31 protein-coding genes and 2 pseudogenes are annotated in these 26,238 nt (G+C 62.4%); 12 read left to right on the top strand and 21 right to left on the bottom strand.

The annotated features are described in order from the left end of the window. Positions 1-4: 4 nt before the first annotated feature. Positions 5-1,804 carry an alpha/beta fold hydrolase gene (locus tag NKH41_RS14390; RefSeq protein ID WP_352766562.1) on the bottom strand — a complete coding sequence of 600 codons (1,800 nt, stop codon included), beginning with the start codon at positions 1,802-1,804 and terminating at the stop codon, positions 5-7. Continuing rightward, the gene (locus tag NKH41_RS14395; RefSeq protein WP_352766565.1) at positions 1,797-2,384 is read right to left on the bottom strand and encodes an amino acid synthesis family protein; all 588 of its coding nucleotides are present in this window, start codon (positions 2,382-2,384) and stop codon (positions 1,797-1,799) included. The genes NKH41_RS14390 and NKH41_RS14395 overlap by 8 nt, the downstream gene beginning before the upstream one ends. A 140-nt stretch (positions 2,385-2,524) precedes the next feature. Here NKH41_RS14395 and NKH41_RS14400 point away from each other — a divergent pair, with 140 nt between their 5' ends. Both NKH41_RS14400 and dusA read left to right on the top strand, forming a co-directional pair. After that, the gene (locus tag NKH41_RS14400; protein ID WP_023674997.1) at positions 2,525-3,196 is read left to right on the top strand and encodes a GntR family transcriptional regulator; all 672 of its coding nucleotides are present in this window, start codon (positions 2,525-2,527) and stop codon (positions 3,194-3,196) included. Positions 3,197-3,392: 196 nt separating this feature from the next. Then, positions 3,393-4,385: a tRNA dihydrouridine(20/20a) synthase DusA gene (dusA, locus tag NKH41_RS14405; protein WP_352766568.1), complete on the top strand. Its 993-nt coding sequence runs from the start codon at positions 3,393-3,395 to the stop codon at positions 4,383-4,385. Between the two features lie 8 nt (positions 4,386-4,393). On the opposite strand, the gene NKH41_RS14410 is transcribed toward dusA, so the two are convergent. Continuing rightward, positions 4,394-5,098: a TIGR02281 family clan AA aspartic protease gene (locus tag NKH41_RS14410; RefSeq protein ID WP_352540527.1), complete on the bottom strand. Its 705-nt coding sequence runs from the start codon at positions 5,096-5,098 to the stop codon at positions 4,394-4,396. Positions 5,099-5,111: 13 nt separating this feature from the next. Further along, entirely contained in the window at positions 5,112-5,345 is a 234-nt protein-coding gene (locus NKH41_RS14415) for a DUF1289 domain-containing protein (protein WP_352766569.1), read from the bottom strand. A 197-nt stretch (positions 5,346-5,542) separates the two neighbouring features. On the opposite strand from NKH41_RS14415, the gene NKH41_RS14420 reads away from it, so the two are divergent. Continuing rightward, positions 5,543-6,541 carry a nicotinate-nucleotide--dimethylbenzimidazole phosphoribosyltransferase gene (locus NKH41_RS14420; protein WP_352766951.1) on the top strand — a complete coding sequence of 333 codons (999 nt, stop codon included), beginning with the start codon at positions 5,543-5,545 and terminating at the stop codon, positions 6,539-6,541. A 4-nt stretch (positions 6,542-6,545) separates the two neighbouring features. Here the strand turns inward: NKH41_RS14420 and NKH41_RS14425 are convergent, their stop codons facing one another. After that, positions 6,546-8,060 (bottom strand): sensor histidine kinase, encoded by a 1,515-nt coding sequence (locus tag NKH41_RS14425; RefSeq protein ID WP_352471905.1) that lies wholly within the window; start codon positions 8,058-8,060, stop codon positions 6,546-6,548. A 75-nt stretch (positions 8,061-8,135) separates the two neighbouring features. On the opposite strand from NKH41_RS14425, the gene NKH41_RS14430 reads away from it, so the two are divergent. From NKH41_RS14430 to NKH41_RS14445, 4 genes and pseudogenes are all read left to right on the top strand, one after another. Then, positions 8,136-8,759: a thermonuclease family protein gene (locus NKH41_RS14430; RefSeq protein ID WP_352766571.1), complete on the top strand. Its 624-nt coding sequence runs from the start codon at positions 8,136-8,138 to the stop codon at positions 8,757-8,759. A gap of 41 nt (positions 8,760-8,800) precedes the next feature. Further along, a complete protein-coding gene (locus tag NKH41_RS14435; RefSeq protein ID WP_352766573.1) occupies positions 8,801-9,412 on the top strand; it encodes a glutathione S-transferase in 612 nt (203 codons plus the stop codon). A gap of 13 nt (positions 9,413-9,425) precedes the next feature. After that, a pseudogene (locus NKH41_RS14440) lies at positions 9,426-10,043 on the top strand (uracil-DNA glycosylase family protein); the annotation flags it as partial. A gap of 201 nt (positions 10,044-10,244) precedes the next feature. Next, on the top strand, positions 10,245-10,736 hold the full coding sequence (locus NKH41_RS14445; RefSeq protein ID WP_023675006.1) for an Lrp/AsnC family transcriptional regulator: 492 nt from the start codon (positions 10,245-10,247) through the stop codon (positions 10,734-10,736). 11 nt (positions 10,737-10,747) lie between these two features. Here the strand turns inward: NKH41_RS14445 and NKH41_RS14450 are convergent, their stop codons facing one another. From NKH41_RS14450 to NKH41_RS14500, 11 genes and pseudogenes are all read right to left on the bottom strand, one after another. Further along, positions 10,748-11,320 carry a DUF3299 domain-containing protein gene (locus NKH41_RS14450; RefSeq protein WP_352766575.1) on the bottom strand — a complete coding sequence of 191 codons (573 nt, stop codon included), beginning with the start codon at positions 11,318-11,320 and terminating at the stop codon, positions 10,748-10,750. A 62-nt stretch (positions 11,321-11,382) separates the two neighbouring features. Next, positions 11,383-11,964, bottom strand: a complete 582-nt coding sequence (locus NKH41_RS14455; RefSeq protein ID WP_352766577.1) for a GNAT family N-acetyltransferase — start codon at positions 11,962-11,964, stop codon at positions 11,383-11,385. After that, positions 11,924-12,628, bottom strand: a complete 705-nt coding sequence (locus NKH41_RS14460) for a DNA alkylation repair protein (RefSeq protein WP_352766578.1) — start codon at positions 12,626-12,628, stop codon at positions 11,924-11,926. Before NKH41_RS14460 ends, NKH41_RS14455 begins: the two co-directional genes overlap by 41 nt. Positions 12,629-12,637: 9 nt before the next feature. After that, positions 12,638-13,513 (bottom strand): annotated as a pseudogene (locus NKH41_RS14465) (NAD(P)-dependent oxidoreductase); the annotation flags it as partial. Positions 13,514-13,571: 58 nt separating this feature from the next. After that, positions 13,572-14,399 (bottom strand): ABC transporter permease, encoded by an 828-nt coding sequence (locus tag NKH41_RS14470; protein WP_023675012.1) that lies wholly within the window; start codon positions 14,397-14,399, stop codon positions 13,572-13,574. Beyond that, positions 14,396-15,109 (bottom strand): ABC transporter permease, encoded by a 714-nt coding sequence (locus tag NKH41_RS14475; protein WP_352471895.1) that lies wholly within the window; start codon positions 15,107-15,109, stop codon positions 14,396-14,398. The genes NKH41_RS14470 and NKH41_RS14475 overlap by 4 nt, the downstream gene beginning before the upstream one ends. A 118-nt stretch (positions 15,110-15,227) precedes the next feature. Next, entirely contained in the window at positions 15,228-16,010 is a 783-nt protein-coding gene (locus tag NKH41_RS14480; RefSeq protein WP_352471894.1) for an ABC transporter substrate-binding protein, read from the bottom strand. 212 nt (positions 16,011-16,222) lie between these two features. Next, positions 16,223-16,732, bottom strand: coding sequence for a molybdopterin-guanine dinucleotide biosynthesis protein B (gene mobB, locus NKH41_RS14485; protein WP_352471893.1), 510 nt, complete (start codon positions 16,730-16,732; stop codon positions 16,223-16,225). Beyond that, positions 16,729-17,358 (bottom strand): molybdenum cofactor guanylyltransferase MobA, encoded by a 630-nt coding sequence (gene mobA / locus NKH41_RS14490; protein WP_352471892.1) that lies wholly within the window; start codon positions 17,356-17,358, stop codon positions 16,729-16,731. Before mobA ends, mobB begins: the two co-directional genes overlap by 4 nt. A gap of 58 nt (positions 17,359-17,416) precedes the next feature. Then, positions 17,417-18,337 (bottom strand): DMT family transporter, encoded by a 921-nt coding sequence (locus tag NKH41_RS14495; protein WP_352766580.1) that lies wholly within the window; start codon positions 18,335-18,337, stop codon positions 17,417-17,419. Positions 18,338-18,459: 122 nt separating this feature from the next. Further along, positions 18,460-18,816, bottom strand: a complete 357-nt coding sequence (locus NKH41_RS14500; RefSeq protein WP_352448884.1) for a hypothetical protein — start codon at positions 18,814-18,816, stop codon at positions 18,460-18,462. A 261-nt stretch (positions 18,817-19,077) separates the two neighbouring features. Between NKH41_RS14500 and NKH41_RS14505 the strand changes: the two genes are divergently transcribed. Then, positions 19,078-19,743 carry a DUF1579 family protein gene (locus tag NKH41_RS14505; protein ID WP_352766582.1) on the top strand — a complete coding sequence of 222 codons (666 nt, stop codon included), beginning with the start codon at positions 19,078-19,080 and terminating at the stop codon, positions 19,741-19,743. Positions 19,744-19,794: 51 nt separating this feature from the next. Here NKH41_RS14505 and NKH41_RS14510 read toward each other — a convergent pair whose 3' ends face one another. Both NKH41_RS14510 and moaA read right to left on the bottom strand, forming a co-directional pair. Then, the gene (locus NKH41_RS14510) at positions 19,795-20,217 is read right to left on the bottom strand and encodes a hypothetical protein (RefSeq protein ID WP_352766584.1); all 423 of its coding nucleotides are present in this window, start codon (positions 20,215-20,217) and stop codon (positions 19,795-19,797) included. 107 nt (positions 20,218-20,324) lie between these two features. Next, a complete protein-coding gene (gene moaA / locus NKH41_RS14515) occupies positions 20,325-21,320 on the bottom strand; it encodes a GTP 3',8-cyclase MoaA (RefSeq protein ID WP_352568644.1) in 996 nt (331 codons plus the stop codon). Positions 21,321-21,519: 199 nt separating this feature from the next. Here moaA and NKH41_RS14520 point away from each other — a divergent pair, with 199 nt between their 5' ends. Further along, complete coding sequence (locus NKH41_RS14520; protein ID WP_023717628.1) at positions 21,520-21,873, top strand: gamma-butyrobetaine hydroxylase family protein; 354 nt, start codon at positions 21,520-21,522, stop codon at positions 21,871-21,873. A gap of 24 nt (positions 21,874-21,897) precedes the next feature. On the opposite strand, the gene NKH41_RS14525 is transcribed toward NKH41_RS14520, so the two are convergent. Further along, positions 21,898-22,326 (bottom strand): nuclear transport factor 2 family protein, encoded by a 429-nt coding sequence (locus NKH41_RS14525; RefSeq protein WP_352766586.1) that lies wholly within the window; start codon positions 22,324-22,326, stop codon positions 21,898-21,900. A 159-nt stretch (positions 22,327-22,485) separates the two neighbouring features. Between NKH41_RS14525 and NKH41_RS14530 the strand changes: the two genes are divergently transcribed. Then, positions 22,486-23,097 (top strand): pyridoxamine 5'-phosphate oxidase family protein, encoded by a 612-nt coding sequence (locus NKH41_RS14530; protein WP_352766587.1) that lies wholly within the window; start codon positions 22,486-22,488, stop codon positions 23,095-23,097. A gap of 27 nt (positions 23,098-23,124) precedes the next feature. On the opposite strand, the gene NKH41_RS14535 is transcribed toward NKH41_RS14530, so the two are convergent. Next, the gene (locus tag NKH41_RS14535) at positions 23,125-23,577 is read right to left on the bottom strand and encodes a MarR family winged helix-turn-helix transcriptional regulator (RefSeq protein WP_254817243.1); all 453 of its coding nucleotides are present in this window, start codon (positions 23,575-23,577) and stop codon (positions 23,125-23,127) included. A gap of 47 nt (positions 23,578-23,624) precedes the next feature. On the opposite strand from NKH41_RS14535, the gene NKH41_RS14540 reads away from it, so the two are divergent. Beyond that, a complete protein-coding gene (locus NKH41_RS14540; protein WP_352766589.1) occupies positions 23,625-24,533 on the top strand; it encodes an alpha/beta hydrolase in 909 nt (302 codons plus the stop codon). Between the two features lie 33 nt (positions 24,534-24,566). Here NKH41_RS14540 and NKH41_RS14545 read toward each other — a convergent pair whose 3' ends face one another. After that, positions 24,567-25,181: a TetR/AcrR family transcriptional regulator gene (locus NKH41_RS14545; protein WP_352682763.1), complete on the bottom strand. Its 615-nt coding sequence runs from the start codon at positions 25,179-25,181 to the stop codon at positions 24,567-24,569. A gap of 98 nt (positions 25,182-25,279) precedes the next feature. On the opposite strand from NKH41_RS14545, the gene NKH41_RS14550 reads away from it, so the two are divergent. Continuing rightward, positions 25,280-26,026 (top strand): 3-oxoacyl-ACP reductase family protein, encoded by a 747-nt coding sequence (locus NKH41_RS14550; RefSeq protein ID WP_352744218.1) that lies wholly within the window; start codon positions 25,280-25,282, stop codon positions 26,024-26,026. Positions 26,027-26,238 lie beyond the last annotated feature (212 nt).

Consider the following 26,238-nt stretch of genomic DNA (forward strand, 5'->3'; position numbering starts at 1 on the left):
GGTTTCACCCGCGGCCGGAAAGAGGAATTTGAGAAGGCGAGGGCTTGGCGAGCGGCCGGACTTCGCCTTCGACCTCGTTGCCGACATAGACGCCGAATGCATCTTCCGTGCGTTCGCGCGCATAGCGGGCAAGCATCGAACGCACCGCGGGATCGGCGATCTCCAGATCGGCGATCTGCTCGATGTCGACAAGCCGCATCTGGCGATCGTCGGAATAGGACCCCTCGGCCGTTCCGCGATAATAAACATGCGTGCGCCAGGGTTCGGCGGCATCGTCCCACACCGCGAACAGGAAGCCGAGCTGGGCGTCTATGGCCCTGGCGGCAAGGCGCCCCTTGAGGCTGCGCGCATCGTTGGGCGTGCCCAGTCCGCGCCCCGCAGGCAATTCGTGAAACCCGTCGGCCGTTGCGAAGAACAGCACACGGCCCTCGTGCTCGAGAATGGCGCCGACCTCCGTATCGGGGGGCGCCGCCGCCAGCGCCTCCTGGCTGAGGCCGGGCGTGACGTAGGTGCCTCTGCAATAACCGAGGGGCTGGGCTCCGTTGTGGCTGAAGTCGCGGACGCGGCCGATGAGGATCGAGTGATCGCCAGCATCGACCAGCTGCTCCATGCCGCAATCGAACACCGCAACGGAGCCGTCGATCAGCGGATTGCCGGTCCGGCCCGGCTGCCAGGCCACGGCCGCGAACTTGTCCGCTGCTTTGGAAGCGAAGATGCCGGAATGGGCCTTCTGGTCCTCCGACAGGATGTTGATGGCGAAACCTCTCGATGTCGAAAAAGCACTGTGCCCCAGGGCCCTCTTGGCGATGCAGACAAGCACCAGCGGCGGCTCGAGCGAGACCGAGGTGAAGGAGTTGGCGGTGAAGCCGCGCGGTTCGCCTTCCGCTCCGATCGTTGTGACGATGGTGACACCGGTCAGGAACGAGCCGAGCGCGCGCCGGAATTCGCCGCTGTCAAAGACTGCATCCGTCTCCGGCTTCACGCCAGCGTCTCTTGCCGTGTCGAGAAATTCCATGATGTGTTTGGTCACTTTTTCAGGTGAAGCCATTGCCATCATATGCCTTTCTCCATTGAGCACGAGGCATTGGCCGTGCGGCGCAAGCCTCGCCATCGCCGCCGACATGGCCGGGGTCGAATTGCTGTCCTGCGACCCGGTCATGAACAGGGCCGGCGCGGCAAGACCGGGGAGAGCATCGGCGTGCTCGGCATCGGCATGGGCAAAGAGGCGATAGGTGCGCGCGTAGCCTTCGGGGTCGACCCTTTCAAGGGCGGCGCGCGCAGTAGAGGCCGCCCCGATAAGGTTCGCCGGCAGCGGGTCGCCGAACCAGCGGGCAAGCGTAGCCGCAATGGCGGAAGGGTTGCCATGGGTGCCGAGCGCGGTGGCACGCTCGCGTACGGCCTGCGCCAAGGCCACGGGGCGGCGGAATACCGCATTGAGACAGACGATCGAGCGAATGCGCGAAGGGGTGCGAAGGGCGATCTCCAGAGCGACCAGCGCGCCCATCGAATGGCCAACGATCGACACCGACGCCACGCCGAGATGGTCGAGAAGGCGAACCGCCTGATCGGCGAAATCCGACAGGCTGGCTTCTTCCGGCGGCAGCGGTGAAACGCCGTGGCCGAGCATGTCGATGGCGATCAGGTCATGATGGTGTTTCATCGCCACGATCTGATCGTGCCAGATTGCGGCGTTCATGCCGACACCGTGAATGAGCAGAACCGGCGCGCCGGAGCCGGCGCGGATGAAGCCGGTGCCGTCCGGAGCCGTGTCCCGGACCCATCCGGTGGCAGCGACGTCAGCCATGCAGGTCTCCGACCTCCTTGAGGTCCTGATAGCGGTCGCCGATACGATGGTGCGGGCGGCCGCCAATCGAAGCGCCAAGCGCCACCACCAGCTCGTCGGGCGCGGGCGCGTCGCCGATCTGGAAATGTACGGTCAGATAGTGGGAGCGGCGGCCTTCGTCGTTCTTGTCCATCAGCGGGATCATGATCGGGGTGTTCGGCCCTCCGCGCAGATTGGTGAAGGCGAGATAGGTCTTGGCGCCGACCGCGCGACGGTAATGGTTGCCGAAATGCAGCGTATGGATCAGCGCCGATGCATGCTCGATCTCGCCCTCCGTGCCGCAGACCGCGGCCTTGCCGTAGCCCTCTATCGCCTCGCCGGAACCGGCAACGGCGATAATCTCGCGGGTCAGCAGTTCACCGAGGACGGGAGCAATGGCGCGGATCTCCGGCGACAGGTCGTCGGTGAAACCGCGGCCGGCCCAAGGATTTGTCAGCACAGCGGCGACACCGATCAGACGCAGCGGTTTTGGGGCTTCCTTGCCGCCCTCGATTAGCGTGTTCTCGATGTAGGTGACGATCTTTCGAATGGCTGGTTTCATGAAAGTCCTCGGTCGCCGCGGCGCTGTGCAACGCCGAAATCTTTACGTCATCTTATGGTATACCATACTATGGAGCACCAGAAGCCTTGTCAATCGGCTATGGAATCTGTTTTGTGGCCGGATCGGGGTAGGGAGAGAAAATGTCAGGCGATACGCTGCGGATCGACCGCTCTGCCAAGACGCTGAGGACGCTGGCGCTGGAGCGCATGCGTGAGGCGATCATGGGCTTCCATTTCCAGCCTGGCGAAAGGCTGGTCGAGCGGCCGCTATGCGATCAGCTCGGGGTAAGCCGTTCCGTCGTGCGCGAGGTGCTGCGGCAGCTGGAGGCGGAAGGCCTGGTGCAGATGATACCGGGCCACGGACCCGCCGTGGCCAAGCCGGATCTCGGCCGCACCGACGAAATCTATGAATTGCGGGCGCTGCTCGAGGGCATCGCGGCGCGGGCTTGCGCCCTGACAGCCACGGACGCGCAGATCGCCTCGCTCGATGCCGCCTTGACTAACCTGCTTGAGGCGTGGGCGTCCGGTGCGCCTGTCGAGGTGATGCGGGCAACGACCAAGTTCTACGAAACGCTGTTCGAGGCGGCGGACAAGCGCATTGCCTGGGAAATCGTGACGGGGCTGAATGTCCGCATCAACCAGCTCCGCTCAATGACGATCGCGTCGGAGAACCGCCGCGAGCCGGCGATCGCCGAAATGACCGAAATCATGGATGCAATCCGCTCGCGCAAGCCGGACGAGGCGGAGGAGGCGGCGCGGCGGCATGTCGAATCCGCGTGGCAGATCGCCCGCAACACGCTTCGCCTTGGCTGACTGGTATGCCGCCGGCGGTCCATCGTTCCACGGCAGGCATCTAACTGGTGCGTACAGTGACATGTGTGACATGCCAATTTGCTTTCAGTTGCGGCGGCAAAATCGTATATCGGGTCAGTTAGGTGTGCATCTTTTGCCAAATTGCTCTGTCATTCGAACGGAGTATCGGACGGACTAAGACAGAAAAAGTAGTAAAATGAATATGTTACGCCACAAAGTTGCCGTGGCGCCGATGATGGATTGGACGGACCGGCACTGCCGGTTCTTCCATCGCCAGCTGACGCGCGAGGCGCTGCTCTATACCGAGATGGTGGTCGCCGATGCGGTCATCCACGGCGCACGCGAGCGGCTGCTCGGCTTCGACGACAGCGAACATCCGGTGGCGCTGCAACTCGGCGGCGCCGGTCCGGGAAAGCTGGCCGAGGCGGCGCGCATCGGCGAAGCCTTCGGCTATGATGAAATCAACCTCAATGTCGGCTGCCCGTCCGACCGCGTCCAGTCCGGCACCTTCGGCGCCTGCCTGATGAAGACGCCCGTGCTCGTCGCGGATTGCGTCGCGGCGATGAAGGCGGCGGTGAAAATGCCGGTTACCGTCAAGTGCCGCATCGGCGTCGACGAGCAGGATCCGGAACCGGCACTCGATGCGTTGGCCGATGGTGTTTTCGCGGCCGGCGCCGACGCGCTGTGGGTGCACGCCCGCAAGGCCTGGCTGGAAGGACTGAGCCCAAAGGAAAATCGTGACATCCCACCGCTCGACTATGACCGCGTCTATCGGCTGAAAGCGAGAAAACAAAACAAATTCATCGGCATCAATGGCGGTATTCAATCTCTCGCAGAGGCGCTGACGCATCTCGACCATGTCGATGGCGCCATGTTCGGCCGCGCCGCCTATCACACGCCAGGGATACTCACCGGCATCGATGCCGCGTTTTACGGCAGCACAGCTGAGTCGTTCGATTTTGTCGCACTGATCGATGCCATGGCGGATTACGCGTCACGCCATATCGAGCAGGGCGGACGCCTCGGGCATGTCACCCGGCACATGGTCGGGCTGTTTCACGGCCTGCCCGGTGCACGCCGCTATCGGCAGATCCTGTCCACCGATGCGACAAGGCCGGGTGCCGGACCGCAGGTGCTCAAGGCGGCTTTTGCAGAGGTCGATTTCGGCCGGACCGCAGAGGCGGCCTGAGGAAAAACTCAATCCCGCAAAATCATGCGATCGCCACGTACGTCGAAGCCCGATAGCGAGCCGATGAAATTCATGCCGAGCAGGCTCTGGCCGAGCGTGCCGGGTGCGGCGATCATGATGGGCATGTCCTTGCGCACGATGCCGCCGATCGACAGTTCGTCGGTTCGCACCGCCGCCGCGCGTGTCATGCCGTTGGCGGTAGAGATCGGTATGGTGAAGCGGAGAGCCGCCGAATTGAACCCGACCGCCAGCGCGTCCTCGGCGGTCAGAACGGTGCTGGTCGCGCCGGTATCGACAACCGTCAGGATCGGCGTGCCGTTGATCGTGACGCGCGCTTCGAAATGGCCGCTGCCGGCCTTGTCCAGGGTGACGGTGGCATGGCCTTCTTCCACGCCCAGCGCCAGCGGACTGCCGGGAACAAGGCCGGCGGTGACGCGGCTGGCGAAATCCTGCAACTCATAGCGGTACTGATAGCCGGCAATCAACGCCAGCACGATGGCACCCCAGGCGCCGAGGCTGCGGGCCATGGTGCCTAACGGTCTGCCCGATCTGAGCAGGCCGGCGCCGACGAGCGCCGCTAAAGCGCTAAGCCAGATCAGCTGGCTGAAATCGTAATTCTCAATGCCGAATGTACTGCCGGCGGAATCGTTGAGCATGAGCAGGAGTACACCTGCCCCGATCGCGACGATCAGAATCCACAGCAGTCGGTTCATCTCTGCGGCCGGTTCACGAGAGGGCGTCGCGTTCGCGTGCCATGCGGCTGCGACGGGTTTCCCGGCGGGGGCGTCGCTCGATCGTTTCCAGCCTTGCCGGCAGCTCGGCCATGACGCTGCGGCGGGTTTGCGGGGTCATGTCGATCCAGGCAGCGATTTCCGCGCGCGTGCGCCCGCAACCGAAACAGAAGCCGGTTTTCATATCGATCGAGCAGACCAGGATGCACGGGGATTCAATGGCCGTCATAAGGATTTCCTTGGCTAGCCTCCACATGGTGCAACGACAAAGTCAATACAAGCCCTCCGGGAAGCGCCGCCAACGGGTGCTTTCGCGTCAATACCTCGAAGTTGTACCAGGCCTGGAGCTTGTGCCGGCTTGAGGTTGTGCCGGCTGGCCAAGGCGGCTATGCCGCTCACCAATTCACACGGACGATCGCCATCGACATGACCAGCGCGCTACCTTTCGACGATTTTCGCGACCTCCTGGTGAGCCTGCCGCCGGGAGATATGGCGGCCAAGGCCCGCGTGCGCCAGTTGTTTGCCAAGGCAGACAAGCCCAAAGGCTCGCTTGGCCGCATCGAGGACATCGCCGCCTGGCTTGCCGGGTGGAGCGGCCGCGCGCCGCCGGCGGTGACGCGGCCATTGGTGGCGATCTTTGCCGGCAATCATGGCGTCACCCGCCACGGCATTTCGCCGCGCCCGGCCGCCGCCACGGCAAATGCAGTCGAGCTCTGCGCCGCCGGCGGTGCAGCAATCAACCAGATCTGCATCGCCAACGATCTCGGCTTGAAGGTGTTCGATCTGGCTCTGCACATTCCGACAGCCGACATTACCGAGGATGCGGCACTGGACGAGCGCGGTTGTGCCGCTACCATGGCCTTCGGCATGGAAGCGATTGCCGGCGGCACCGACCTGCTTTGCCTTGGCGACCTCGGCGTCGGCAATTCGACTGTCGCCGCGGCCCTTTGCACGGCATTGTTCGGAGGCACTGGCGCCGACTGGATCGGCCCTGGATCAGGGGCCGACACCGTGATGCAGAGGCGCAAAGCGGAGGTGGTCGATGCCGCGATCGCGTTTCACGGCGCGGGCCTCAAGGACCCGCTGGAAGCGCTGCGCCGGGTCGGTGGACGGGAATTCGCAGCGATCTGCGGCGCCATTCTGGCGGCGCGGATGCAGAAGATCCCGGTGCTGCTCGATGGGTTTGCGGTGACTGCCGCCGCTGGTGTCCTACATACCGCCAACCCTGCCGCCCTCGATCATTGTCTCCTCGCAAGCCTGTCGCCGGAGTCTGGCCATGCCAAGGCCGCCGAGCGCCTCGGCCTTCGCCCGCTGCTCGATCTGGGCGTCAGTCAAGGCGAGGGGGTAGGGGCGGCTCTTGCCGCCGGCCTGGTCAGGGCGGCCGCGCTGACCAGCTCCGGCATGGCAGCCGCGGTCCGCGGTTAAGCATTCAGCGCCGGCGCGAGGCAACCGCCTTGGTCGGCAGCGCCGGCAGTTCCTCCATCACCCGGCTCAGCGGGAAGATGGCGATCGCCTCGGTGCCTTCGCGCAGCCTGGAATGGAGCTGGAATTCGCCGCCATGCATGGCCAGCAGGCCTTGCACGATCGGCAGGCCAAGCCCGGTGCCCTGTTCGGCGCTCTTGATGGCGATCGAGCCCTGGCCGAAGGCCGAGAGCACGATCGGAATCTCGTCTTCCGGTATGCCCGGCCCATTGTCCTTGACCGAGAGATATTGCCCGCCGCCCGCCGTCCAGCCGACGCGCACGCGGATTTCGCCGCCGGTGGCGGTGAACTTGATGGCATTGGACAACAGGTTGAGCGCAATCTGCCGCACCGCGCGTTCGTCGGCGAACAAGCGCGGCAAGGCGTTTTCGAAATCCTGGACGATGCGGATGTCCTTGTTGCGCGCCTTCAGCTCCATCATGTGGCAGCAATCCTCGACGACTGAGAGCAGCATCATCGGCTCCTCGTTGAGCTGGTAGCGGCCCGCTTCGATGCGCGACAAATCGAGGATTTCGTTGATCAGGTCGAGCAGATGCTGTCCGGAGTCGTGCACGTCACGGGCATAGTCGCGATAGGTCGGGTTGCTCATCGGGCCGAGCACCTCGTTGGCCATCACTTCAGAAAAGCCGAGAATGGCGTTGAGCGGTGTGCGCAGTTCGTGGCTCATCGAGGCCAGGAAACGCGATTTCGCCAGATTGGCGTCTTCCGCCCGCCGCCGTGCCTCGTCCGACATCGATTTCGCCGTCTCCAGTTCGGCAATCAGCGCATCCTTTTCGGAGCGGAACGACAGCAGCATCAGCGAGGAACGGTTGAGCTGGCGCGCTACATAGGCGAAGAAAGGCAACGAGGCGATCAGCAAGCCTGCCATGATCGCCTCGACCGGCATCCATAATTTCGCACTGGCATAAGCATAGATGGCGACCGGGAGGGCGAAGGTCGCCAACAGCGCACCGCGCAGGGACGAGGCCAGGATCGCAGTTGCCGACATGGCGAGCAGCAGCACCACCGCCTTGGCGACCTGGAACTGATCCATTTGGCAAGCTTCGCAGCCGAGCCATGCGAACCAGGCCCAGCCAAGCCCGCACAGAAAATGGCCGATCAGGAAATCCCTATGCGTTTCCAGCGGGTTGAGCTCGGACGCTTGAGTGACGCGTCTGGCCATGAATGCAACGATGGTATAGCAGATGAATGTGAACAGCGCCCAGACGCCGATCTCCTTGCCGACGCCCGCGAACAAGCCTGCCGCGGCCGTTGCCAGGATGAGCAGCGGAATGACGATCACGCCGCCGGTCATCGAAAGCGCGTGGAGCTTCAACAGCTCGCGGTCGAAGTCGGGATTTCCGGCTTGCTGCGAAAGACGGTCGCGCGTCTTGCGCACCGCGCGTGCGACATCGCTGTTGCGATGGCGTTTTCTGCGGTCCACAATAAACTTGTCTGCCATGGTCGAGCGTTGCAGGGGCATGAAGTCTTCAATTTACGCGGGCAGCAATTTCAAATCGTTAAGCTACGTTCGAATGATTAACCAACGGTTTGCCATATGAGCCGTTCGTGGTCGCGATGGCCGCGCCAGCGATACTATGCGCCGCGTCCGCGAAGCCTGTGGCGCCGACTGATGGACTATGGGCTGACACTCATCGTGCTCGGCCTGGCGATCCTCCTGGCGGCGCGCCTCGACCGGATCGAGACGCGCAAGACGGAGGGCGCGGCCACCGTCAATGACGGCGATAGCATCACGCTCGGCGGCGAGCGCATCCGCATGCGTGGCATCGACGCGCCGGAATATTCGCAGATCTGTCGCAAGGACGGTGCCGACTATCCTTGCGGCAAGCTCGCGCGGCAGTCCCTGGTGCGGTTGATCGCCGGCAAAGCCGTCTCCTGCAGCGGCTGGCAGCGGGACCGCTACGGCAGGCTGCTCGGCGACTGCAAGGCCGGCGGCAAGGATCTCAACCGCGCACAGGTCGAGGCCGGCTGGGCGGTCGCCTTTGGCGATTTCGAGACCGAGGAAGCTGCTGCGCGCGCGGGCAAAGCCGGCATCTGGGGCGGAACTTTCGACGAGCCGAAGAACTGGCGCGAGAGCCACGGCCACGAGCTGGCTGAAAGAAAGCACGGTACCTTGGCGTCGATCGGCGACGCCTTGCGCGAAATTTTTCGCTTCTGGTGAGCTGTGCCTATAGTTCGTCGAGACGGACGAGGAGGATAGAGATGAAGCTGTTCGACGGCGGGCGCGCGCCCAATCCACGCCGGGTTCGGATTTTTCTGGCCGAAAAGGGACTTCAGGTTCCGCTGGTGCCCGTCGACATGGGCGCGCTGGAGCACAAAGAGCAGCCGGTCAGCTCGCGCAATCCGCTGAAGCGTCTGCCGGTGCTCGAGCTCGACGACGGCACAGTCATCACCGAATCCGTCGCAATCTGTCGTTACTTCGAGGAACTGCACCCCGAGCCGGCTTTGTTCGGGCGTGGCGCGCTCGGCAAGGCGATCGTCGAGATGTGGCAAAGACGTGTGGAGTTCAATCTGTTCGGCTGCGTCGCTGCGGCGTTCCGGCACATCCACCCCGCAATGAGGGAATGGGAGATCCCGCAAATCCCCGAATGGGGCGAGGCCAACAAGCCGAAGGCGATCGAATTCCTGAGATTTCTGGACACTGAGCTCGCCGGCAGGGAATTCGTCGCCGGCGATGCCTATTCGATCGCCGACATCACCGGGCTGGTCGCCATCGACCTCATGAAGCCGGCTCGCATCAAGGTACCCGAAGAGTGCACGAACGTGCTGCGCTGGCATCGGGACATCTCCAGCCGGCCGAGTGCCGCCGCCTGACAACGAGTTCCGAATGAGCGAAGAGCTGGAAGCCTTGGCGGCGAGGGTACGCGCCTGCCGCATCTGCGTCGATAACCCGGCCGGCAGGCCGTTGCCGCACCAGCCGCGTCCGGTGCTCAGGCCATCGTCGAGTGCGCGTATCCTGATCGCCAGCCAGGCGCCGGGTACCAAGGTTCACATTACAGGGATGCCGTTCACCGACGCCTCCGGCGACCGGCTGCGAAGCTGGCTGGGCGTCGGCAGCGAGGAATTTTACGACACGGACAAATTCGCCATCGTGCCGATGGGCTTTTGCTTTCCCGGTCAGGACGCCAGGGGCGCCGACCTGCCGCCGCGCCGCGAATGTGCGCCGGCCTGGCGCACATCGCTGATGGCGCTGATGCCGCAAGTCGATATGGTGCTGACGATCGGCATCTACGCGCAAAGCTGGCATATGGGCGCAGCGCGCCGTCCCTCGCTGACGGAAACGGTCATGGATTGGCGTGCCATCTGGGCGGCGGCAACCGACCCGAAAGTCCTGCCGCTGCCGCACCCGTCCTGGCGCAACACCGGCTGGCTGAAGCGCAATCCATGGTTTGAAATGGATTTGCTGCCCTTTCTGAGATCGGAAATCCGCTATCGCCTCGGCTAGGCATTCAGCAAGAAATCACTCGCTTTCGCACTATGCGGCAGAATTTCTTTCTTGTAATAGGCTCGAGCAAGAGGGATTATGGTAATCCATTCCTCGAAGCGCGCCGCGCATGAGGGGACGCGCGTTAAATTCTTGTTTTTATGCATGTCGTTGTGCCAAGGCCGCTGCGCACTTGGACGACTTGCATCAGGGGAGCACCCAATGGACCGCCTTGATAGAAAAATTCTCCGCCTCCTGCAGGAGGATGCGACGCTTGCAGTCGCCGACGTCGCCAAGAAGGTCGGCCTGTCGACGACGCCGTGCTGGCGGCGCATCCAGAAGCTCGAGGAAGAGGGCGTCATCAAGCGGCGCGTCGCCATCCTCGATCATGAAAAGGTCAACGTGCGGGTAACGGTGTTCGTCTCGATCCGCACCAATTCGCACAGCCATGAATGGCTGCGGCGCTTTTCGGAGGTCATCCAGGAATTCCCGGAAGTGGTCGAATTCTATCGCATGAGCGGCGACGTCGACTATCTCTTGCGCGTCGTGGTGCCCGATATCGCCGCCTATGATGCCTTCTACAAGCGGCTGATCGCCAAGATCGAGATCCGCGACGTGTCGTCTTCCTTCGCCATGGAGCAGATCAAATACACGACCGAGATGCCGCTGGATTACATGATGCTCGACAAGGAGTCCGGCGCGAACGCCGCCTGAGATTCTTCTGTTTAGTTCTTCTTTTTGTTGAGGAAACTCCAGGGCGAGTTGACCGGCAGCGTGATCGTGTCCGGCACGGCGTCGACGTTAACCACCTCGGCCTTGCGCACGGTGTAGCCCGACTGGATGACACTGACGCCGTCGAGGATGAAAAGCTGGCTCTTCTCCATGCCCGGCCGTAATGCGCCGGTCACCGAAACCGGCTGGTAGGCCTCGGACATCCTGTAAGGCTGTGCAGGCGTGACGAGGACGATCTGGTTGGGCGGCGGCGTCGGCATGTGGCTGCAGGCTCCCGTCCACGGCACCAGCAGGAATTGGTAGACGAGATCACCATCGCGGTCGACCGGCAGCGCATAGCCTGCGAGTTGCACGGTCTTGTCCTGCAAGTCGAGTGAGAGCGTCTCGCCACGATCCGGCATTTTGGCCGCGATCATCGGCAGTCCGACGCTTTCGGCGGCTGCCTGGGTAGCCGGGCGCAGATCCTTCCAGAAAATGTGCATGGTCCCAGTGGAAGCGCTTGCCGCGATCGCGGACGCCAACAAGGCAGTTGCCATGATCGTACCTGATTTAAAACGGTTGCTCATCGCTGCTCCGCCGTTGAGCCTTGATCTGCGGACATCAAGTAAAGCTGCCGCTGCCTCACAGGTCAACGCTCAAGCCGCATCACATGCCGGCGCGAGCCGGTCATGCCGATCTCGCGAAAGCCGCGGGCGACGAACATGTCGCGAAAACCCATGAAGCTGTAGCTCGGCGAAGCCTGGTCGACGGGATAGGCTTCGATCGTCCTGGCGCCTTTGGCAAAGGCGTGATCGATGGCCGCGTCGAGCAATGCGCTTGCCAGCCCGCCGCCGCGCAACGCTCTCGGCACAAAGAAGCAGACGATCGACCAGATGCCCGTCTCGCTATCGTCCTGCTGCCGTGACAGCTTGCGGTAGGTCTCGCGCGGCGCAATCGAGCACCAGCCGACGGTCCGGCCATCGATCTGGGCGACAATGCCGACCGGCGTGCCGGCGTCGATCAGCGTCATCATCGCGCGTTTCTTCTCGTCGTTCTCGACATGCTCGCGGCGGTCGAGATTGCGCCAAGCCATACACCAGCAGTATTTCGGCCCGCCGGGTTGCTCGAACAGGTTTTCGAAATCGGCGCGCGTCGATTGCTTCACCTCCGTGAAGCGCACTTCGCTCAGGTCAAGCTTTTCTGGCGGCGAGCCGCTCGAGCGTCTTGGCATCGGAAAGCTCCTTCACGGCGTCCTTGCCGATCCAGCGTGCGGTCCTGTCTGTCGAGGCCGCCAGTTTTAGCGCCACGGCAAGGGCAGGGCCGTGCAAATTCATCGATCGCTTGCCGATCGAACGAAGCGCCCAGTTCACGGCCTTCTTCACAAAATTGCGGGCGTCGGTCGCATGCGCTTCGATGATCGGCAGGAATTCGAGGAAGGTCGTCTCGGGCTCCTTCTTCCGGTGGACTACCGACCAGGCCATCATCGCAAAAGCCGTGCGTCGAACGAATTCCCGTTCGTCGACCGCGAATTCGGCGATCAATTCCTTCCAGCAATCCGTGTCGACAAAGAGATCGGAGACCCCGTCGACGATATCCCACGAGTCGAAAGTCGCCGCCCATCGTCTTGCATCCGCGCCGGAGAACCGCTCCGGATCGGCTGTCACGGAAGCGATGAACTGCGCCTCCATGATGCCTGTCTGCCAAAGCTCGAAGGCACGCTCATGGTTGCGCTTGATTTTCTTGGCAATCTGCCGCTGCACGCCATGCGAGATACCGAGCGCACGTTCGATCTTGATGCCGTAGCGCAGCATGCCAAGCCGATTTTCCTCCGAGGCGATCGAGCGCAGATGAGCAACGATTTCATCGGCGCTGGATTGAGGCGAAAGCTCGGCCACGGTGAAGTCCTATTTCTCCAGCCGCGCCAGCAGCGAGGACGTGTCCCAGCGCTTGCCGCCCATCGCCTGCACGTCCTTGTAGAACTGGTCGACAAGTGCCGTCACCGGCAGTTTGGCGCCGTTGCGGTCGGCCTCGGCGAGGCAGATGCCAAGATCCTTGCGCATCCAGTCGACGGCGAAGCCGAAATCATATTTGCCGGCATTCATCGTCTTGTGCCGGTTCTCCATCTGCCAGGAACCGGCCGCACCCTTGGAAATCACCTCGATGACCTTTTCGATGTCGAGCCCTGCCTTCTTGCCGAAATGGATGCCCTCGGCCAGGCCCTGAACGAGGCCGGCGATGCAGATCTGGTTGATCATCTTGGTGAGCTGGCCAGCCCCGGCCGGTCCCATCAATCCGACCATGCGGGCATAAGCATCTATGACTGGCTTGGCCCTGTCGAAGGCGTCGGGCTCGCCGCCGACCATCACGGTCAGCATGCCGTTCTCGGCGCCTGCCTGGCCGCCGGAGACCGGGGCGTCGAGGAACGCAAACCCTAGCGCTTGCGACTGCTGCGCCAGTTCGCGCGCGACCTCCGCCGATGCGGTGGTATTGTCGATGAAGATGGCGCCTTTCTTCATGGAATTGAAGGCGCCTCCGGCGCCGGTCGTCACCGAGCGCAGATCGTCGTCATTGCCGACGCAGGAAAAGACGAAGTCCTTGCCCTCCGCCGCCTCCGCTGGCGTCGCAGCGAAGCTGCCGCCGTGCTGGGCAACCCACTGCTCGGCCTTGGCGCTGGTACGATTGTAGACGGTGACATCGTAACCGCCCTTGTTCTTGAGATGTCCGGCCATCGGATAACCCATGACGCCAAGACCAAGAAATGCCACCGAAGCCATGTTTTCGAATCCCTTAGAAGCCTGCTTTGCGGTCTTCTTACCGGATCAGGCAAGGTGATGGGAGTCAGCGGTGCAGGTGGATGGTGATGCGCCGTTCGATCCACTCGACGCCGTGGCGCAATGTTTCCACGATGATCAGATAGATGATCGCCGCCCAGATATACGACTGAAAGTCGAAGGTGCGCGCATAGGTGAGCCGGGTGATGCCCATCAAATCGTAGACCGTGATGATGGCGACGATTGCCGAGCCCTTGATCATCAGGATGATCTCGTTGCCATACGGGCGCAACGCGACGATCAGCGCCTGCGGCAGGATGATCTTCCACATCGTCTGCAGTTTGTGCAGGCCGAGCGAGGCGGCACCTTCCCACTGGCCCCTCGGCACGCTCTCGATTGCGCCACGCAAAATCTCGGCTTGATAGGCGGCCGTATTCAGCGAAAAGGCGAAGATCGCGCAGTTGAACGCTTCGCGGAAGAAGCCCCACAGTCCGACCATCTCGAGCTCCGGCCGGAAGGAGCCGACCCCATAGTAGACCAGGAAGGTCTGCGCCAACAGCGGCGTGCCGCGAAAGAAATAGACATAGGCATAGGCGAACCCCGAAAGGATCGGGTTCTTCGACATGCGTGCATAGGCGATCGGCACCGACAGGATCGCGCCAAGCACAATCGAGATGGCAACCAGCAACAGGGTGATGCCGAGGCCGGATATGTAGCCGGGTGCATATTTCTGGAAGAACTCCGGGTTCCACGCAGCGACCAGGTAGACGACCATGCCGATGCCGAGAGCGATCCACAGGCCGACCAGGACATGGCCGAGGATGCGTTGGCGCGACCAGCCGCGTGCGGGCGGCGGCGGCCGGTCGACCTTCAGCGTGTCGGTGGCCAGGCTCATCTTTTGACCTCGCTGCTGCCGACCGCTCGTTCGATCGCATTGATGCCGAAGGAGGAGACGATCGCCAGCAGGAGATAGATCAGGCCGGCAAAACCGTAAAACAGGAAGGCGTGCTTGGTGACGCGAGCGGCAACCCCGCTCTGCCGGAGGATCTCGTTGAGGCCGACGGCCGAGACGAGCGCGGTGTCCTTGAGCAGGATAAGCCAGAGATTGGCAAGTCCGGGCAACGCGATGCGGATCAACTGCGGCAACACGATCAGCCGCATCGTCTGGCCGCTGGACAGGCCAACCGAATAGCCTCCCTCATATTGCCCTTTTGGAATGGCGCGGAATGCGGATAAAAACACCTCGCTGGAATAAGAGGAGAAAATGAAGCACAGCGCGATCATGCCGGCGACGAAGCTGTTGACGTCGGCGGAGGTGCCAGGGCTCACCAGCCGGACAATGTACTGCAGGATCAATGGGATGCCGAAGAAGATGAGAAATAGGGTGAGCAGCTCGGGTATTCCGCGAAAAATCGTGGTGTAGATGTTCCCGGCCAGTCTCAGCGACGGCTCTTCCGATTGTTTGGCCAGCGCCACGAAAAAGCCGAGCGTCAGCCCGAAAGGCAGAGTGGCCAGCGCAAGACATACCGTGACAAATACACCCGCGGCGATGTCGTCGAGCCAGCCTTCGGGTCCCCAACTGAGAAGCGTCAGTGCGCTCTGCATCCGCCTGCCTGTTCTCCTTGAGGCTCTTCGAGACCCGTACCGCATCACCCCTCGTGCGCGGCGTCCTTATAAGAACGGCGGGAATCTCCCGCCGTTCACGTCATCCTATGTCGGTCGATCAGGACTCGCCGCCATAAACGTCATATTTGAAGTATTTGTCGTTGATTTCCTTGTACTTTCCGTTTGCGCGGATGGCGTCGATCGCCGCATTGAACTGGTTGACCAGATCGGTCTCGCCCTTGCGCACGGCAATGCCGGCGCCCGGACCGTGGATTTCGATAACCGGCTTGATTGTGCCGACCAGCTTGCAGCAGGCGCCGTCCGGCGAATCCAGCCATTGCTGCAGCACGACGACGTCGTCGTTGGCGGCATCGAGCCGGCCATTGGCCAGATCGAGCTGGTATTCCTGTGCGGTCGGGTACGGCTTGACGGTGCTGTCGGTATAAGTCTTGGTCGAATAGTTGAAATGCGTGGTGGACGCCTGCACGCCGATCGTTTTGCCGGCCAAATCTTCCTTGGTGACACCCTTGATGTCGGTGTCCTTGGGCGCGGCGATCGCCGGCGGCGTATTGTAATATTTGTGGGTGAAGTCGACCTTCTCGGCGCGTTCCGGCGTGATCGACATCGACGCGACGATGGCGTCGAACTTGCCTGCCTGAAGGGCTGGAATGATGCCGTCCCAGTCCTGCGCGACGAAGGTGCACTTCACCTTCATCTCGTCGCAAAGCGCCTTGGCGATGTCGATATCGAAGCCCACGAGTTGGCCGTCGGCGGTGAGGTTGTTGAATGGCGGATACGCTCCCTCGGTGCCGATCCTCAAGGTTTTTTCCTGCGCCTGGGCAACGCCAAGCGTCAGCAGCGCAGCCGAAGCGGCGAGCGCGATACGCAGTGCAATACGCATAATGGTCCTCTCTGTTGGTCCCGGCCGTCGTTCCCGAACGGCTCTGTGGGCGGTGCTTTTGACCGCCCGCTGGCGCGATACTCCCATTCTTTCCCAAGAAAAAGCAACTGCAAAACCGTCGCTTGAGGGAAGGTCATGTTCAGAAAACGGTGACGCTGGGTCAAACGCCTGAATGGAGAGAAAGTGGCCGGAAGCCCCCTGCGGCCGCGATCTCAGCGCGTCAGGCCGGTGGCGCGCTCGATGAAGTCAGCTATCGAATTCGTGTCGTCGAGATCGAAGGCCGGCAGGTCTTCGCCGACAATGTGGAAGTCGGACGCGATGGCGACAATGTGTGGATCGCCTGCCGAGAGCGGTGTCCGGTCCTTGGCCTCGAGCCGTCGCGTCTCGATTTTCTTGTGCGCCTCGCGCTTGTAACCCTCGACCAGCACGATATCGGAGGGTGCCAGCCGTGACAGGATCGCGTCCAGCGTCGGCTCGTCCTCGCCGCGCAATTCGTGCATCAGCGCCCAGCGCCTGCCCGACACGACCGCGACCTCCACTGCTCCCGCCTGCCGGTGGCGAAAGCTGTCCGCTCCGGGTTTGTCGATGTCGAAATCATGATGGGCGTGTTTTACCGTCGACACTTTCCAGCCGCGCCGGACGAACTCGGCTACCAGCTTTTCGGTCAATGTCGTCTTGCCGGAGTTCTTCCAGCCGGTGATGCCGAAGACACGTCTTTTCATGGCTCGATGCTCCGCAACAGATGCGCGGCCTGGGCAAGGTCGTCGGGAGTGTTGATGTTGAAGAACGGATCGATCTCGGCCCCGCCGGATTTCAGGATGGGAAATTCCACCTCGACAAAACCGTGCCGGTCGATGAACGCCGCAACGCGCCGGTTGTCTTCCTCGACGAGAAATTGTCGCAAGGCCTGATCTAACCCTAGCGGCCAGAGTGCAAAGGTCGGATGTCGTTTGCCGCCGGAACAGGCAACGGCGATCGAGCCGGAGCGCGCATAGGCTGCCGCGAGCAGCCGCTCGACCATATCCCTCGGCAGGAAAGGCGTATCGCCGGCAGCCGTGACCAGCGCCTGGCAGGTCGTGTCGGAAGCCCATTCGAGGCCGGTCAGGATCCCGGCAAGCGGCCCGGCATAACCTTTGACGGTGTCGGCAAGCACCGGAAGCCCCGTCGCGGCAAACCGTGTCGGATCGCCATTGGCGTTTAGCGCAAGCGGTCCGACCTGCGGGCCAAGGCGCGAAACGACATGGTCGAGCAGGGTACCGTCGCCAAGCGCAAGCAGCGTCTTGTCGCCGCCGCCCATCCGGCTCGACCGGCCGCCGGCTAGAATGATCCCTGCGATATCTCGGCCCATCGTTTGCTGCCTAGACCCAAAATCCAGTTTTCAAATCAGACAGTCGTCGACAGTCACTCTATATGCCGTCCGGCGCCATGTCCGGTCCAGTGCTTTCGGCGGCTGTCTTTCGCCGGCCGACGATCCGTTCGCGGTAGAGTGCATAGAGGCCTGAGCCGATGATGATCGTGGCACCGCCGATCATCGGCAGATCCGGGACATCGCCGAAGATCGTGAAGCCAAGCAGGATCGACCAGAGCAGGGCGGTGTAGCGGAACGGCGCGATGAAGGAGATATCGCCCACCCGCATCGCCGTGATGATGAAGTGGTAGCCGATGAGCACGAGCACCGCCGCCAGCGCCAGGAACGCCGTGCTTTGTCCTGTCATCGGTGTCCAACCGCCCATCGGTGAAAGCAATGCCGCGCCCAGAAACGTCATGGCAAGGGCGGTGGCGCTCGACACCAGCAATGTCGGAATTGCCTGCGGTATCCGCTTGGTGGCGAGATCGCGCACCGCACAGCATGCCACGCTGGCCAGCGCCAGCAGAGAAAAGACGCTGAACCCTTCGAAGCCCGGCCGTACGATGATCAGCACGCCGGCAAAACCGACGGCAATAGCCAGCCAGCGCCGCCAGCCGACGCCCTCGTTGAACACAAGCGCTGCGCCCATCGTCACCGCCAGCGGCAGCGCCTGCAGCACGGCGGAGACATTGGCGATCGGAAGATGCGCCAGAGCAACCAGGAAGGACACCGTGGCGCCGGCCTCGCCGGCAACGCGCAGCGCAACGGTCGGCTGCAGCATCGAACCTGGCCGGGCAAGCGCGCCGCGTTGCCACGCAAGCAGGCCAACGAAAAGCGAAGCGAAGGCGCCGCGGATCAGCATGACCTGCGCCATGTTCATCGATTCCGACGAGAATTTGGTGATAGCGTCGTTGAGGGTGAAACCAGCCATGGCCACCATCATGAACAACGCGCCGCGCAGGTTTGGCGAAAGAGGCAAGGCGATTACCGGGTGAGTCCTGCAGCAAGCGTCTAGCAGGCACCCGCAAAACAGCAACGTCAAAGGGCTGGGCCACAGCCTTTCTATGGCCCGTAACATCTGTCGCGCAAGAGCGGCAGGGCTTATTTGGGCGTCAGTACCTCGGTGCCGTTGCCTTCCTTGCCGGCAATCGTCCACAGGCCACGCAGCGAGCCGTCGTCCTGCACCTTGTAGACGACAAGACCGACCGCCTTGCCCATGACATAGCCGGCGGAGAAGGCATCATCATTGCGCATGCAGATACCGTCCGAGGACGAGCCGCCTGTCTCCCAATGGATCGTGCAGGTCGTCTCGCTGGTCAGCGTGATCGTCGCGTCGCCACCATAGGACGACCCATCGAAATTGGTGCCGGCCACGGCATAGGTGCCGCCGATCGACTGAGCCGCCGCAGGCAGGGCCGCGAGGCTGAGCAATGCAAGAGAAAGAATGAGTTTGCGCATATCGTATTCCCCCACTGGGCGAAGAACCGCTCCAGAGCAGAGGCTAGGCCCGAATGGGCTTGCGGTAAATCCGGTGACCGTTTGCGGACAAGACCTTTTCTGGGTGTGACCCCAAAAAAGGTGCCGTTCTAAAGGATGGGTTCGGAGGGCAAATTTATCACACTGCCGGCTCGAGGAAAATTTTTCGACGAGATCAAATTTGCTCGGCAAGATTCACCAAATTGGTCATTGTAAGCTTCTGATCGTGTTGGGAGATGGTCCATGATGAATGCACGAGGCAATGCGGACTGGCTTGGCACAGGCAGCAGGCGGCATGTTTCGTCGGCTTTCCGGTTCTCTTCTGCCCTGGCGGGTATCCTCATGGCGATAGCGCCTGCGTTCGCCGAGAACGGCGCTTCGGCGTCGGCAATCGAACGGATGTCCACGCCGGGTCACGAAGCGGATGAGCTCGCTCGCCGCGTCGGGAAATGGTCCGTCGTCAACACGATCTGGCCAACGCCCGGCGCGCAGCCGATCGTGATGACCGGGCTGGTGGCCGAGCGCACGATGATCGGTCCCTTCATGCAGGAGGTGATGCGCCCGGCGCCCGGGTCGGAAATGCCGGACTTCCAGCGGATAGCCTATTTGAGCTATGACCGGGTGGAGGGCCGCTGGAAGTATGTCTCCATGGACACCCGTTTCCCGGCAGGGATCATGCCCGCCTGGAGTTTTGGTGGCGAGGAGGACGGCAAGATTTCACTGCTGTTCGAGCCGCTTGGTTTCGTCGGCTTCGGCCCCGAGGTCGAAGGGCGGTTCACGGCCTCGGATTTCGTCATTTCCAGGGATGGCGATAATCACGAGGTGGCCGAGCAGCATTTCCTGCAGGCCAATGGCAGCGGCAAGAAATGGCTTGCCGTGCGGTATGACTACACGCGCCAACAACCGTGACTCGCTAGCAAAAACAATAGGCTGCCAATAAGTTCTGACATCGCCGGATGCTCACGGTCCCCTGAGGCTGCCGGCGATCGCATCGACGAGCGGGTCGTATTTCGATTTCAGGGCTGGCGGGTAGTCGATCCAGACCGTATGGATGACACCGTCTTTTCCGAACAGGCGGCGTTCGTAGAAGATGTTCTCGCCTTTGATGCCCGACAGCACCGCCCAGTCCTTGCCGGTCTTGCTGTAGGTGATCCTGTAGCCAGGTTCCTTGCTGGCCCTCTCGGCGGAGACGAAGGCTGTCGGGGTGTCGTCATCGATGTTGAGGATACCCGAACAGATCAGGCTGGCGCCATCGGCAGTGAGCCATTGTTGTCCATCGCCATTGTCCGGCTCAGGCTGGCGAAGAGTGAAGATTTCATCCGGAAAGGTGCAGACGGTGCCGAAGCGCTCGTTCGTGTAGGTAAATGGCGCGGCAAATGCCATGGTGGCCGCCATCACTCCGAAAAACGTCGGGATTGCAAAAAACCGCTGCACGCCTTGCCTCGAAGCCGGTGCCAAGGCGATTATTCTTGCACGAAATCGGCCAAAAATCAGCCGCCGGTGACGCTCATATGCCGCGACACCGACGGACGGTTGGTGCGGCGATCGATGATGAAGTCGTGGCCTTTGGGCTTGCGGCCGATTGCTTCGTCGATGGCATCGGCGACCAGCTCGTTGCCTTCCGACGCACGCAGCGGCGCGCGCAGGTCGGCCGCATCTTCCTGGCCGAGGCACATGTAAAGGGTGCCGGTGCAGGTCAGCCGGACCCGGTTGCAGCTTTCGCAGAAATTATGCGTCATCGGTGTGATGAAGCCCAGCCGCCCGCCGGTCTCGGCGACTTGGACATAGCGGGCCGGGCCACCGGTCTTGTAGGGAATGTCGCTTAGCGTGAACTGGCGTTCGAGAGCCGCGCGCAGCAGCGACAGCGGCAAATACTGGTCGGTGCGGTCGGCATCGATCTCGCCCATCGGCATGGTTTCGATGACCGTCAGATCCATGCCGCGGCCATGCGCCCAGCGCAGCATTTCAGGCAATTCGGCGTCATTGAAGTCCTTCAACGCCACGGCATTGAGCTTTACCTTCAGCCCGGCCGCCTGCGCGGCGTCGATGCCGTCCATGACCTTGTCCAGATTGCCCCAGCGGGTGATCTGGCGGAATTTGTCGGCATCGAGGGTATCGAGCGAGACGTTAATGCGCTTGACGCCGCAGTCGGCGAGCTCGGCGGCAAAGCGGGAAAGCTGCGATCCGTTGGTGGTCAGCGTCAGCTCTTCCAGTGCACCACTCTCGAGATGCCGCGAAAGCTGGCGTACCAGGTGCATGATGTTCTTGCGCACAAGCGGCTCACCGCCGGTGAGGCGGAGCTTGCGCACACCCTTTTCGATGAAGACCGTGCAGAGCCGGTCGAGCTCTTCCAGCGACAGCAGGTCCTTCTTCGGCAGGAACGTCATGTCCTCGGCCATGCAATAGGTGCAGCGGAAATCGCAGCGGTCGGTAACCGACACGCGCAGGTAGGTAATCGTGCGACCGAAAGGATCGATCATATCCATGCGTATGCGCTTTCCGTGGCCGTGAACGGCTTCGTTATATATGGCTATGTGATACGAGCCAACTTGCCATTCAAGATAGAAGCTCGCGATCATCGGTAACATTCCGACGCCGACAGATCATGTCGGAACTTTCCATGCGGCCTTTTCCCTCGACGCGAAGCGGCGTAGGGAAGGGCGGTTCTCCGCAGGATCCACCAGCATGACAGCGCCAAAGGAACTCAGGGTCTCGAAGGACCGCAAGCTGCTTTCCGTCACCTTTCCGGGACATCAGCCGTTCGAATTGCCGGCCGAGCTGCTGCGCGTCGCCTCGCCATCGGCCGAGGTGCAGGGCCATTCGCCCGAACAGCGCGTCACCGTTCCCGGCAAGCGCAACGTGGCGATCCTGAAGATCGAGCCAGTCGGCAATTATGCCGTGCGCATCACCTTCGACGATTTCCACGACACCGGCATCTTCACCTGGAATTACCTGCATACGCTGGGTCATGAGAAGGATGCACGCTGGGCCGCCTATCTCGCCGAGCTGGAAGAGAAGGGGCTGAGCCGCGACCGCTGAAATGGATCCCGCAGGACTCTCAGGTCAACGCAAGATCGCCAGTATCTCGCTGGTGTCGTAATAAAACGGCGTGCCTTCGATCAGCCGGTCATCCTTGAAGCGCAACACTTCGGCAAACGGCTGTTTGATGGTTGCGCCATTGGCCCGCGATGAAAGCGAAAGCGAGCAGCTCATGAACACCGTGTCATCGTTTTGGGCGACCTGAAGGTCCTCCACCGCCACGTCGCTCCAGATTTCCCGCATTTTGCGGAAAAGGGCGCCAACGCCGTCGAGGCCGTTCCAGTCACCGGCATAGGGCAGGGAGCGCGGCTCATGCACGACAATCTCGGCATGAAATGCGCAGGCAAGCACATCGAGGCTCTCCGACCCTGATTGCAGGAAACGCATTTCAACATTGAACATGTTTTCAATAAGTTCCATGGCGGTGCGTCGCCGGTCGAGCGGTTTATCCATTTTTGACCTCCGTATCCCTTGGCACGATCATGCAGGTAAAGCGGTTTGCCCTTGTTTGCGTTGCCTCGACACCCGTTTCCTGATGACCGGCAAACGGGCATTTGTCGTGAAAACGTCATGCATCTGGAGTAGCGCCGGCAAAGCTTTGGAGACGAACACATGTCGATAATCACCAGCGTCGAACAGCTCGAAGCGCTCTATGGCCTGCCTGGTGAAGCGTCAGTGGTCAAGGAACTCGACCAGCTGATTCGCGAATACGCAGCTATCATCGAGGCTTCGCCGTTTGCCGCGCTCGCAACCTGCGGGCCAGAAGGGCTGGACTGCTCGCCGCGCGGCGATCTCGCCGGCTTCGTCCGCATCCATGATCCGAAAACGCTGATGATGCCGGACCGGCGCGGCAACAACCGTGCCGATTCGCTAAGGAACATCCTTCGCGATCCGCGCGTCGCGCTCCTGTTCCTGGTGCCGGGTTCCGGCACGACGCTGCGCGTCAATGGCCGCGCCCACATCACCACCGATACCGGGCTCTGCGCCTCGTTCGCCGTCGAGGGCAAGCCGGCGCGCTCGGTGACGATCATCGAGATCGATGCGGTTTATTTCCAGTGCGCCCGCGCCATCCACCGATCGGAACTGTGGAACCCGGCAAGGCATGTCGACCCGAGATCGCTGCCGACTCCCGGCCAAATCCTGGAAATCACCAGCCGCAAGAACATTGACGGCGAGGTCTACGACAAGGAATGGCCCGAGCGCGCGAAAAAATCGATGTGGTGAAGCATTTGGTGGTGGAGCACTGGGCTGTCAGGCGGTCTTCAAAACCTCGGCAACCCTACGCATCTGTTCGCCGATCATGTCGCATTGTTCCGGTGTCGACTGGCTCATCGCCTTCTCGATCAGCGCCATATGGACCTTCAGCGCCTGCATCAGCAGTGCCTCGCCGGCCTCGGTCAACGTCAGCCGCAGCACGCGCTTGTCCTTCTCATCGCCCTCGCGGCGCAGCAGGCCGCGCGTCTCCAGCTGCGGCAAAAGCATGGTGATGTTGGAGCGGCCGACCAGCAGCCGGCGAGCGAGGTCGTGCTGCGACATGCCGGGATGACGGTAGAGGTTCATCAGCACGTCGAGCTGCGCCGGCTTCAGGTCGAGCGGCGCAAGCTTCACCGCCAGGGTGCGTTCCAGCACATGGCAGGCGCGCGCCACCGCGACCCAGTTGCGAAAACGCGGGTTGTCCCAGGGCAGGTCTTGCTTAATGTTCATGTTTGAACTATTATGTTCATGCTTGAACCAATGAATGGATCGCCACTATGGCATCATTTGGACTGAAGGTCATCCGCGGCACGTTCGGCGTGGCTGAGCATGTGGCACCGCGACTCACCGGGCGTGCTGCATTCGAGCTGTTCTGCCGCACGCCGCACGAGAAGAACCTGAGCGAAGGCGAACGCCGCGCAATCGACCGCGCCGCCGATTTCATGACCCAGGCACGCCATCATCGGCTAAAGACCAGAACCGGCTGCGTCATGGTGCATGAATTCCGGCCCGAGCCGGGCAGGGCGGCTGCCGGCACCGTGCTCGTCATCCATGGTTGGCGTTCGCGCACCGAATACATGCGCACGCTGATCGAAGCCTATCGCGATGCCGGCTACAAGGTGGTCTCGCTCGACCTGCCGGGCCACGGCCGGTCGCAGGGCCGCCGGCTTACCCTGGTCAGCGCGGTCGATGCGGCACGGGTTGCCGGCGAATGGTTCGGGCCGTTTGCCGCCATTGTCGGCCATTCCTTCGGTGGTGCCGTTGCCGCCAACGCCGTCGCCGGTTCGATCAGGAACATCCCGCGATTGGCGGCCGGGCGGCTGGTGCTTATCGCCGCGCCGAGCTCGCTGCCGGCGATCTTCGCTGATTTCAGCCGCATGCTGAATGTCGGCTCGCGCTCGCAGGCCGCCATGGCCGACCGGGTCGAGCGCATCGCCGGCCGGCCGTTGCACGAGTTCACCGGTGACCGCCAGCTCGCAAGCACGCCGCTGCCGACGCTGGTGATCCACGCGCCGGACGACCGCGAAGTGTCCGCCGAGCATGCAAGGCTCTACACGCGCGCCGGCGACCATGTGCGGCTCTACTGGGCCGACGGGCTCGGCCATCGCCGCATTCTCGCCGACAGGGGTGTGGCGGAGCGTGCCGTTGGCTTCGTTGCCGGCAGGCTCGAGCCGTCTCTGCAGTGACCTGAATATCGTTCTTGTCAGCCGGGTTCGACGTCACGCTGCCCCGGTGCTGGCCATCGCTATCCAAGCCGCCATTGCCCCGGCCACCGTCGCCAGAAGAGCCGAGCGCGACGCGCCGTCGCGCGCCTGGATCGACATGCCGTGCTGCACGGTCGCGTAGAAGGTCGCGGCCGTACCGCAGTCGAAATCGGCCGGCAACTCTCCCTCGGCGACGCCACGCTCGAGGCGTCTCAGCAAGGCTTCGCGGTTTTCGGCGCGGCGACGGCGCAGATCATCGCAGATGGCGCCGCGGCTTGAATCCTGGTGCAATGCGCCGAGCGTGATAAGGCAGCCTTGCGGACGACCGCTCTGTGAATAGGCCCTGGCAGTCTGCCGCAGGAACCGTTCGACGGCCTCGCGCGCGGTCGGCGCCTTTTCCAGCGCGGACCAGATCTCGGTTCCCTCGACCCGCGTGTAAAGCTCGGTTGCCTCGAGAAACAGCGCTTCCTTGCTGGCGAAGGCGGCATAGAGGCTGGGTGAGTTGATGCCCATTGCAGCGGTCAGGTCACTTATCGACGCGCCCTCATAACCCTTGGCCCAAAACACTTCCATTGCGCGCCGCAAGGCGGCGGCTCGATCGAAGGTGCGGGGGCGACCTCGTTCCGGCATGGCATCCTTTCTGTATTGATCGATACATAATTCGGTTGACGTGGTTCAGCAAGGCTGGCAGATATTTATGTATCAATCACTACAAAATGGAGAAGCAGATGTCATCCAGAAGCTTGAACGGCAAGGCCGCCCTCGTCACCGGCGGCAGCCGCGGCATTGGTGCGGCGATCGCAAGAAGGCTCGCGGCTGACGGCGCAGGCGTGGCGATCACCTATGTGAATGGCGAGGAAGGGGCGCGTGCGGTGGTCAGGGAAATCGAGGCGGGCGGCGGCCGGGCCTTTGCCATCAAGGCCGACAATCGCGATGCTGGGGCGATCGAGGCGGCGGTCGATGAGGCAGCAACAGCCTTCGGACGGCTCGACATCCTGGTCAACAGCGCCGGCATCTGGCGCGCTGCGCCGATCGATGCCCTGTCGCTTGCCGATTTCGACGAGACGATGGAGGTCAACCTCAGAGCCCCGTTCGTCGCCGCCAAGGCGGCAGCAGCGCATATGGGCGAGGGTGGCCGGATCATCTCGATCGGCAGCAATCTGGCCGAGCGTGCCACGGACGCCGGCCTGAGCGCCTACTCGGCCAGCAAGGCTGCCTTGGTTGGCCTGACCAAGGCCTTTGCACGCGATCTCGGTCCGCGCGGAATCACCGCCAATGTCGTCCATCCGGGGTCGACCGATACCGACATGAATCCGGCAGCCGGCCCGCACGCCGAGCATCAGCGTCAGAGGATGGCGATGCCTCGCTTCGGCACGGCCGACGAGATCGCCGGCATGGTCGCCTGGCTTGCCGGCCCCGAAGGGCGCTTCGTGACAGGCGCTGCATTGACCATCGACGGCGGCGCCAACGCTTGAGGCTTGGCTCACGGGCACTACCATTGGTCGGGAGCGACGGTGGATTCGCTCCCCCGTCACGACGTTGTGAAACCGTTCTGCAACAGACGTTCCGAAATTTATGAAAGCTTAACGAAATCAGTATGAATCAGTGTAGTCACGCCTTACATCCGCCATGGGGTGGGCGAGACCGTGAAAGCGGTGCGGAACGGGATCCGGTTCAACCGGAGCGG

Source organism: Mesorhizobium sp. M1169 (assembly GCF_040318345.1).
Taxonomy (GTDB): Bacteria; Pseudomonadota; Alphaproteobacteria; order Rhizobiales; family Rhizobiaceae; genus Mesorhizobium.

What these genes read in the sequence shown, in the direction of transcription:
- NKH41_RS14390 (WP_352766562.1), bottom strand. Translation starts at nt 1,804, where the DNA reads ATGGCTGACGTCGCTGCCACCGGATGGGTCCGGGACACGGCTCCGGAC.
- NKH41_RS14395 (WP_352766565.1), bottom strand. Translation starts at nt 2,384, where the DNA reads ATGAAACCAGCCATTCGAAAGATCGTCACCTACATCGAGAACACGCTA.
- NKH41_RS14400 (WP_023674997.1), top strand. Translation starts at nt 2,525, where the DNA reads ATGTCAGGCGATACGCTGCGGATCGACCGCTCTGCCAAGACGCTGAGG.
- dusA (WP_352766568.1), top strand. Translation starts at nt 3,393, where the DNA reads ATGAATATGTTACGCCACAAAGTTGCCGTGGCGCCGATGATGGATTGG.
- NKH41_RS14410 (WP_352540527.1), bottom strand. Translation starts at nt 5,098, where the DNA reads ATGAACCGACTGCTGTGGATTCTGATCGTCGCGATCGGGGCAGGTGTA.
- NKH41_RS14415 (WP_352766569.1), bottom strand. Translation starts at nt 5,345, where the DNA reads ATGACGGCCATTGAATCCCCGTGCATCCTGGTCTGCTCGATCGATATG.
- NKH41_RS14420 (WP_352766951.1), top strand. Translation starts at nt 5,543, where the DNA reads ATGACCAGCGCGCTACCTTTCGACGATTTTCGCGACCTCCTGGTGAGC.
- NKH41_RS14425 (WP_352471905.1), bottom strand. Translation starts at nt 8,060, where the DNA reads ATGCCCCTGCAACGCTCGACCATGGCAGACAAGTTTATTGTGGACCGC.
- NKH41_RS14430 (WP_352766571.1), top strand. Translation starts at nt 8,136, where the DNA reads ATGAGCCGTTCGTGGTCGCGATGGCCGCGCCAGCGATACTATGCGCCG.
- NKH41_RS14435 (WP_352766573.1), top strand. Translation starts at nt 8,801, where the DNA reads ATGAAGCTGTTCGACGGCGGGCGCGCGCCCAATCCACGCCGGGTTCGG.
- NKH41_RS14445 (WP_023675006.1), top strand. Translation starts at nt 10,245, where the DNA reads ATGGACCGCCTTGATAGAAAAATTCTCCGCCTCCTGCAGGAGGATGCG.
- NKH41_RS14450 (WP_352766575.1), bottom strand. Translation starts at nt 11,320, where the DNA reads ATGAGCAACCGTTTTAAATCAGGTACGATCATGGCAACTGCCTTGTTG.
- NKH41_RS14455 (WP_352766577.1), bottom strand. Translation starts at nt 11,964, where the DNA reads ATGCCAAGACGCTCGAGCGGCTCGCCGCCAGAAAAGCTTGACCTGAGC.
- NKH41_RS14470 (WP_023675012.1), bottom strand. Translation starts at nt 14,399, where the DNA reads ATGAGCCTGGCCACCGACACGCTGAAGGTCGACCGGCCGCCGCCGCCC.
- NKH41_RS14475 (WP_352471895.1), bottom strand. Translation starts at nt 15,109, where the DNA reads ATGCAGAGCGCACTGACGCTTCTCAGTTGGGGACCCGAAGGCTGGCTC.
- NKH41_RS14480 (WP_352471894.1), bottom strand. Translation starts at nt 16,010, where the DNA reads ATGCGTATTGCACTGCGTATCGCGCTCGCCGCTTCGGCTGCGCTGCTG.
- mobB (WP_352471893.1), bottom strand. Translation starts at nt 16,732, where the DNA reads ATGAAAAGACGTGTCTTCGGCATCACCGGCTGGAAGAACTCCGGCAAG.
- mobA (WP_352471892.1), bottom strand. Translation starts at nt 17,358, where the DNA reads ATGGGCCGAGATATCGCAGGGATCATTCTAGCCGGCGGCCGGTCGAGC.
- NKH41_RS14500 (WP_352448884.1), bottom strand. Translation starts at nt 18,816, where the DNA reads ATGCGCAAACTCATTCTTTCTCTTGCATTGCTCAGCCTCGCGGCCCTG.
- NKH41_RS14505 (WP_352766582.1), top strand. Translation starts at nt 19,078, where the DNA reads ATGATGAATGCACGAGGCAATGCGGACTGGCTTGGCACAGGCAGCAGG.
- NKH41_RS14510 (WP_352766584.1), bottom strand. Translation starts at nt 20,217, where the DNA reads ATGGCATTTGCCGCGCCATTTACCTACACGAACGAGCGCTTCGGCACC.
- moaA (WP_352568644.1), bottom strand. Translation starts at nt 21,320, where the DNA reads ATGGATATGATCGATCCTTTCGGTCGCACGATTACCTACCTGCGCGTG.
- NKH41_RS14520 (WP_023717628.1), top strand. Translation starts at nt 21,520, where the DNA reads ATGACAGCGCCAAAGGAACTCAGGGTCTCGAAGGACCGCAAGCTGCTT.
- NKH41_RS14525 (WP_352766586.1), bottom strand. Translation starts at nt 22,326, where the DNA reads ATGGATAAACCGCTCGACCGGCGACGCACCGCCATGGAACTTATTGAA.
- NKH41_RS14530 (WP_352766587.1), top strand. Translation starts at nt 22,486, where the DNA reads ATGTCGATAATCACCAGCGTCGAACAGCTCGAAGCGCTCTATGGCCTG.
- NKH41_RS14535 (WP_254817243.1), bottom strand. Translation starts at nt 23,577, where the DNA reads ATGAACATTAAGCAAGACCTGCCCTGGGACAACCCGCGTTTTCGCAAC.
- NKH41_RS14540 (WP_352766589.1), top strand. Translation starts at nt 23,625, where the DNA reads ATGGCATCATTTGGACTGAAGGTCATCCGCGGCACGTTCGGCGTGGCT.
- NKH41_RS14545 (WP_352682763.1), bottom strand. Translation starts at nt 25,181, where the DNA reads ATGCCGGAACGAGGTCGCCCCCGCACCTTCGATCGAGCCGCCGCCTTG.
- NKH41_RS14550 (WP_352744218.1), top strand. Translation starts at nt 25,280, where the DNA reads ATGTCATCCAGAAGCTTGAACGGCAAGGCCGCCCTCGTCACCGGCGGC.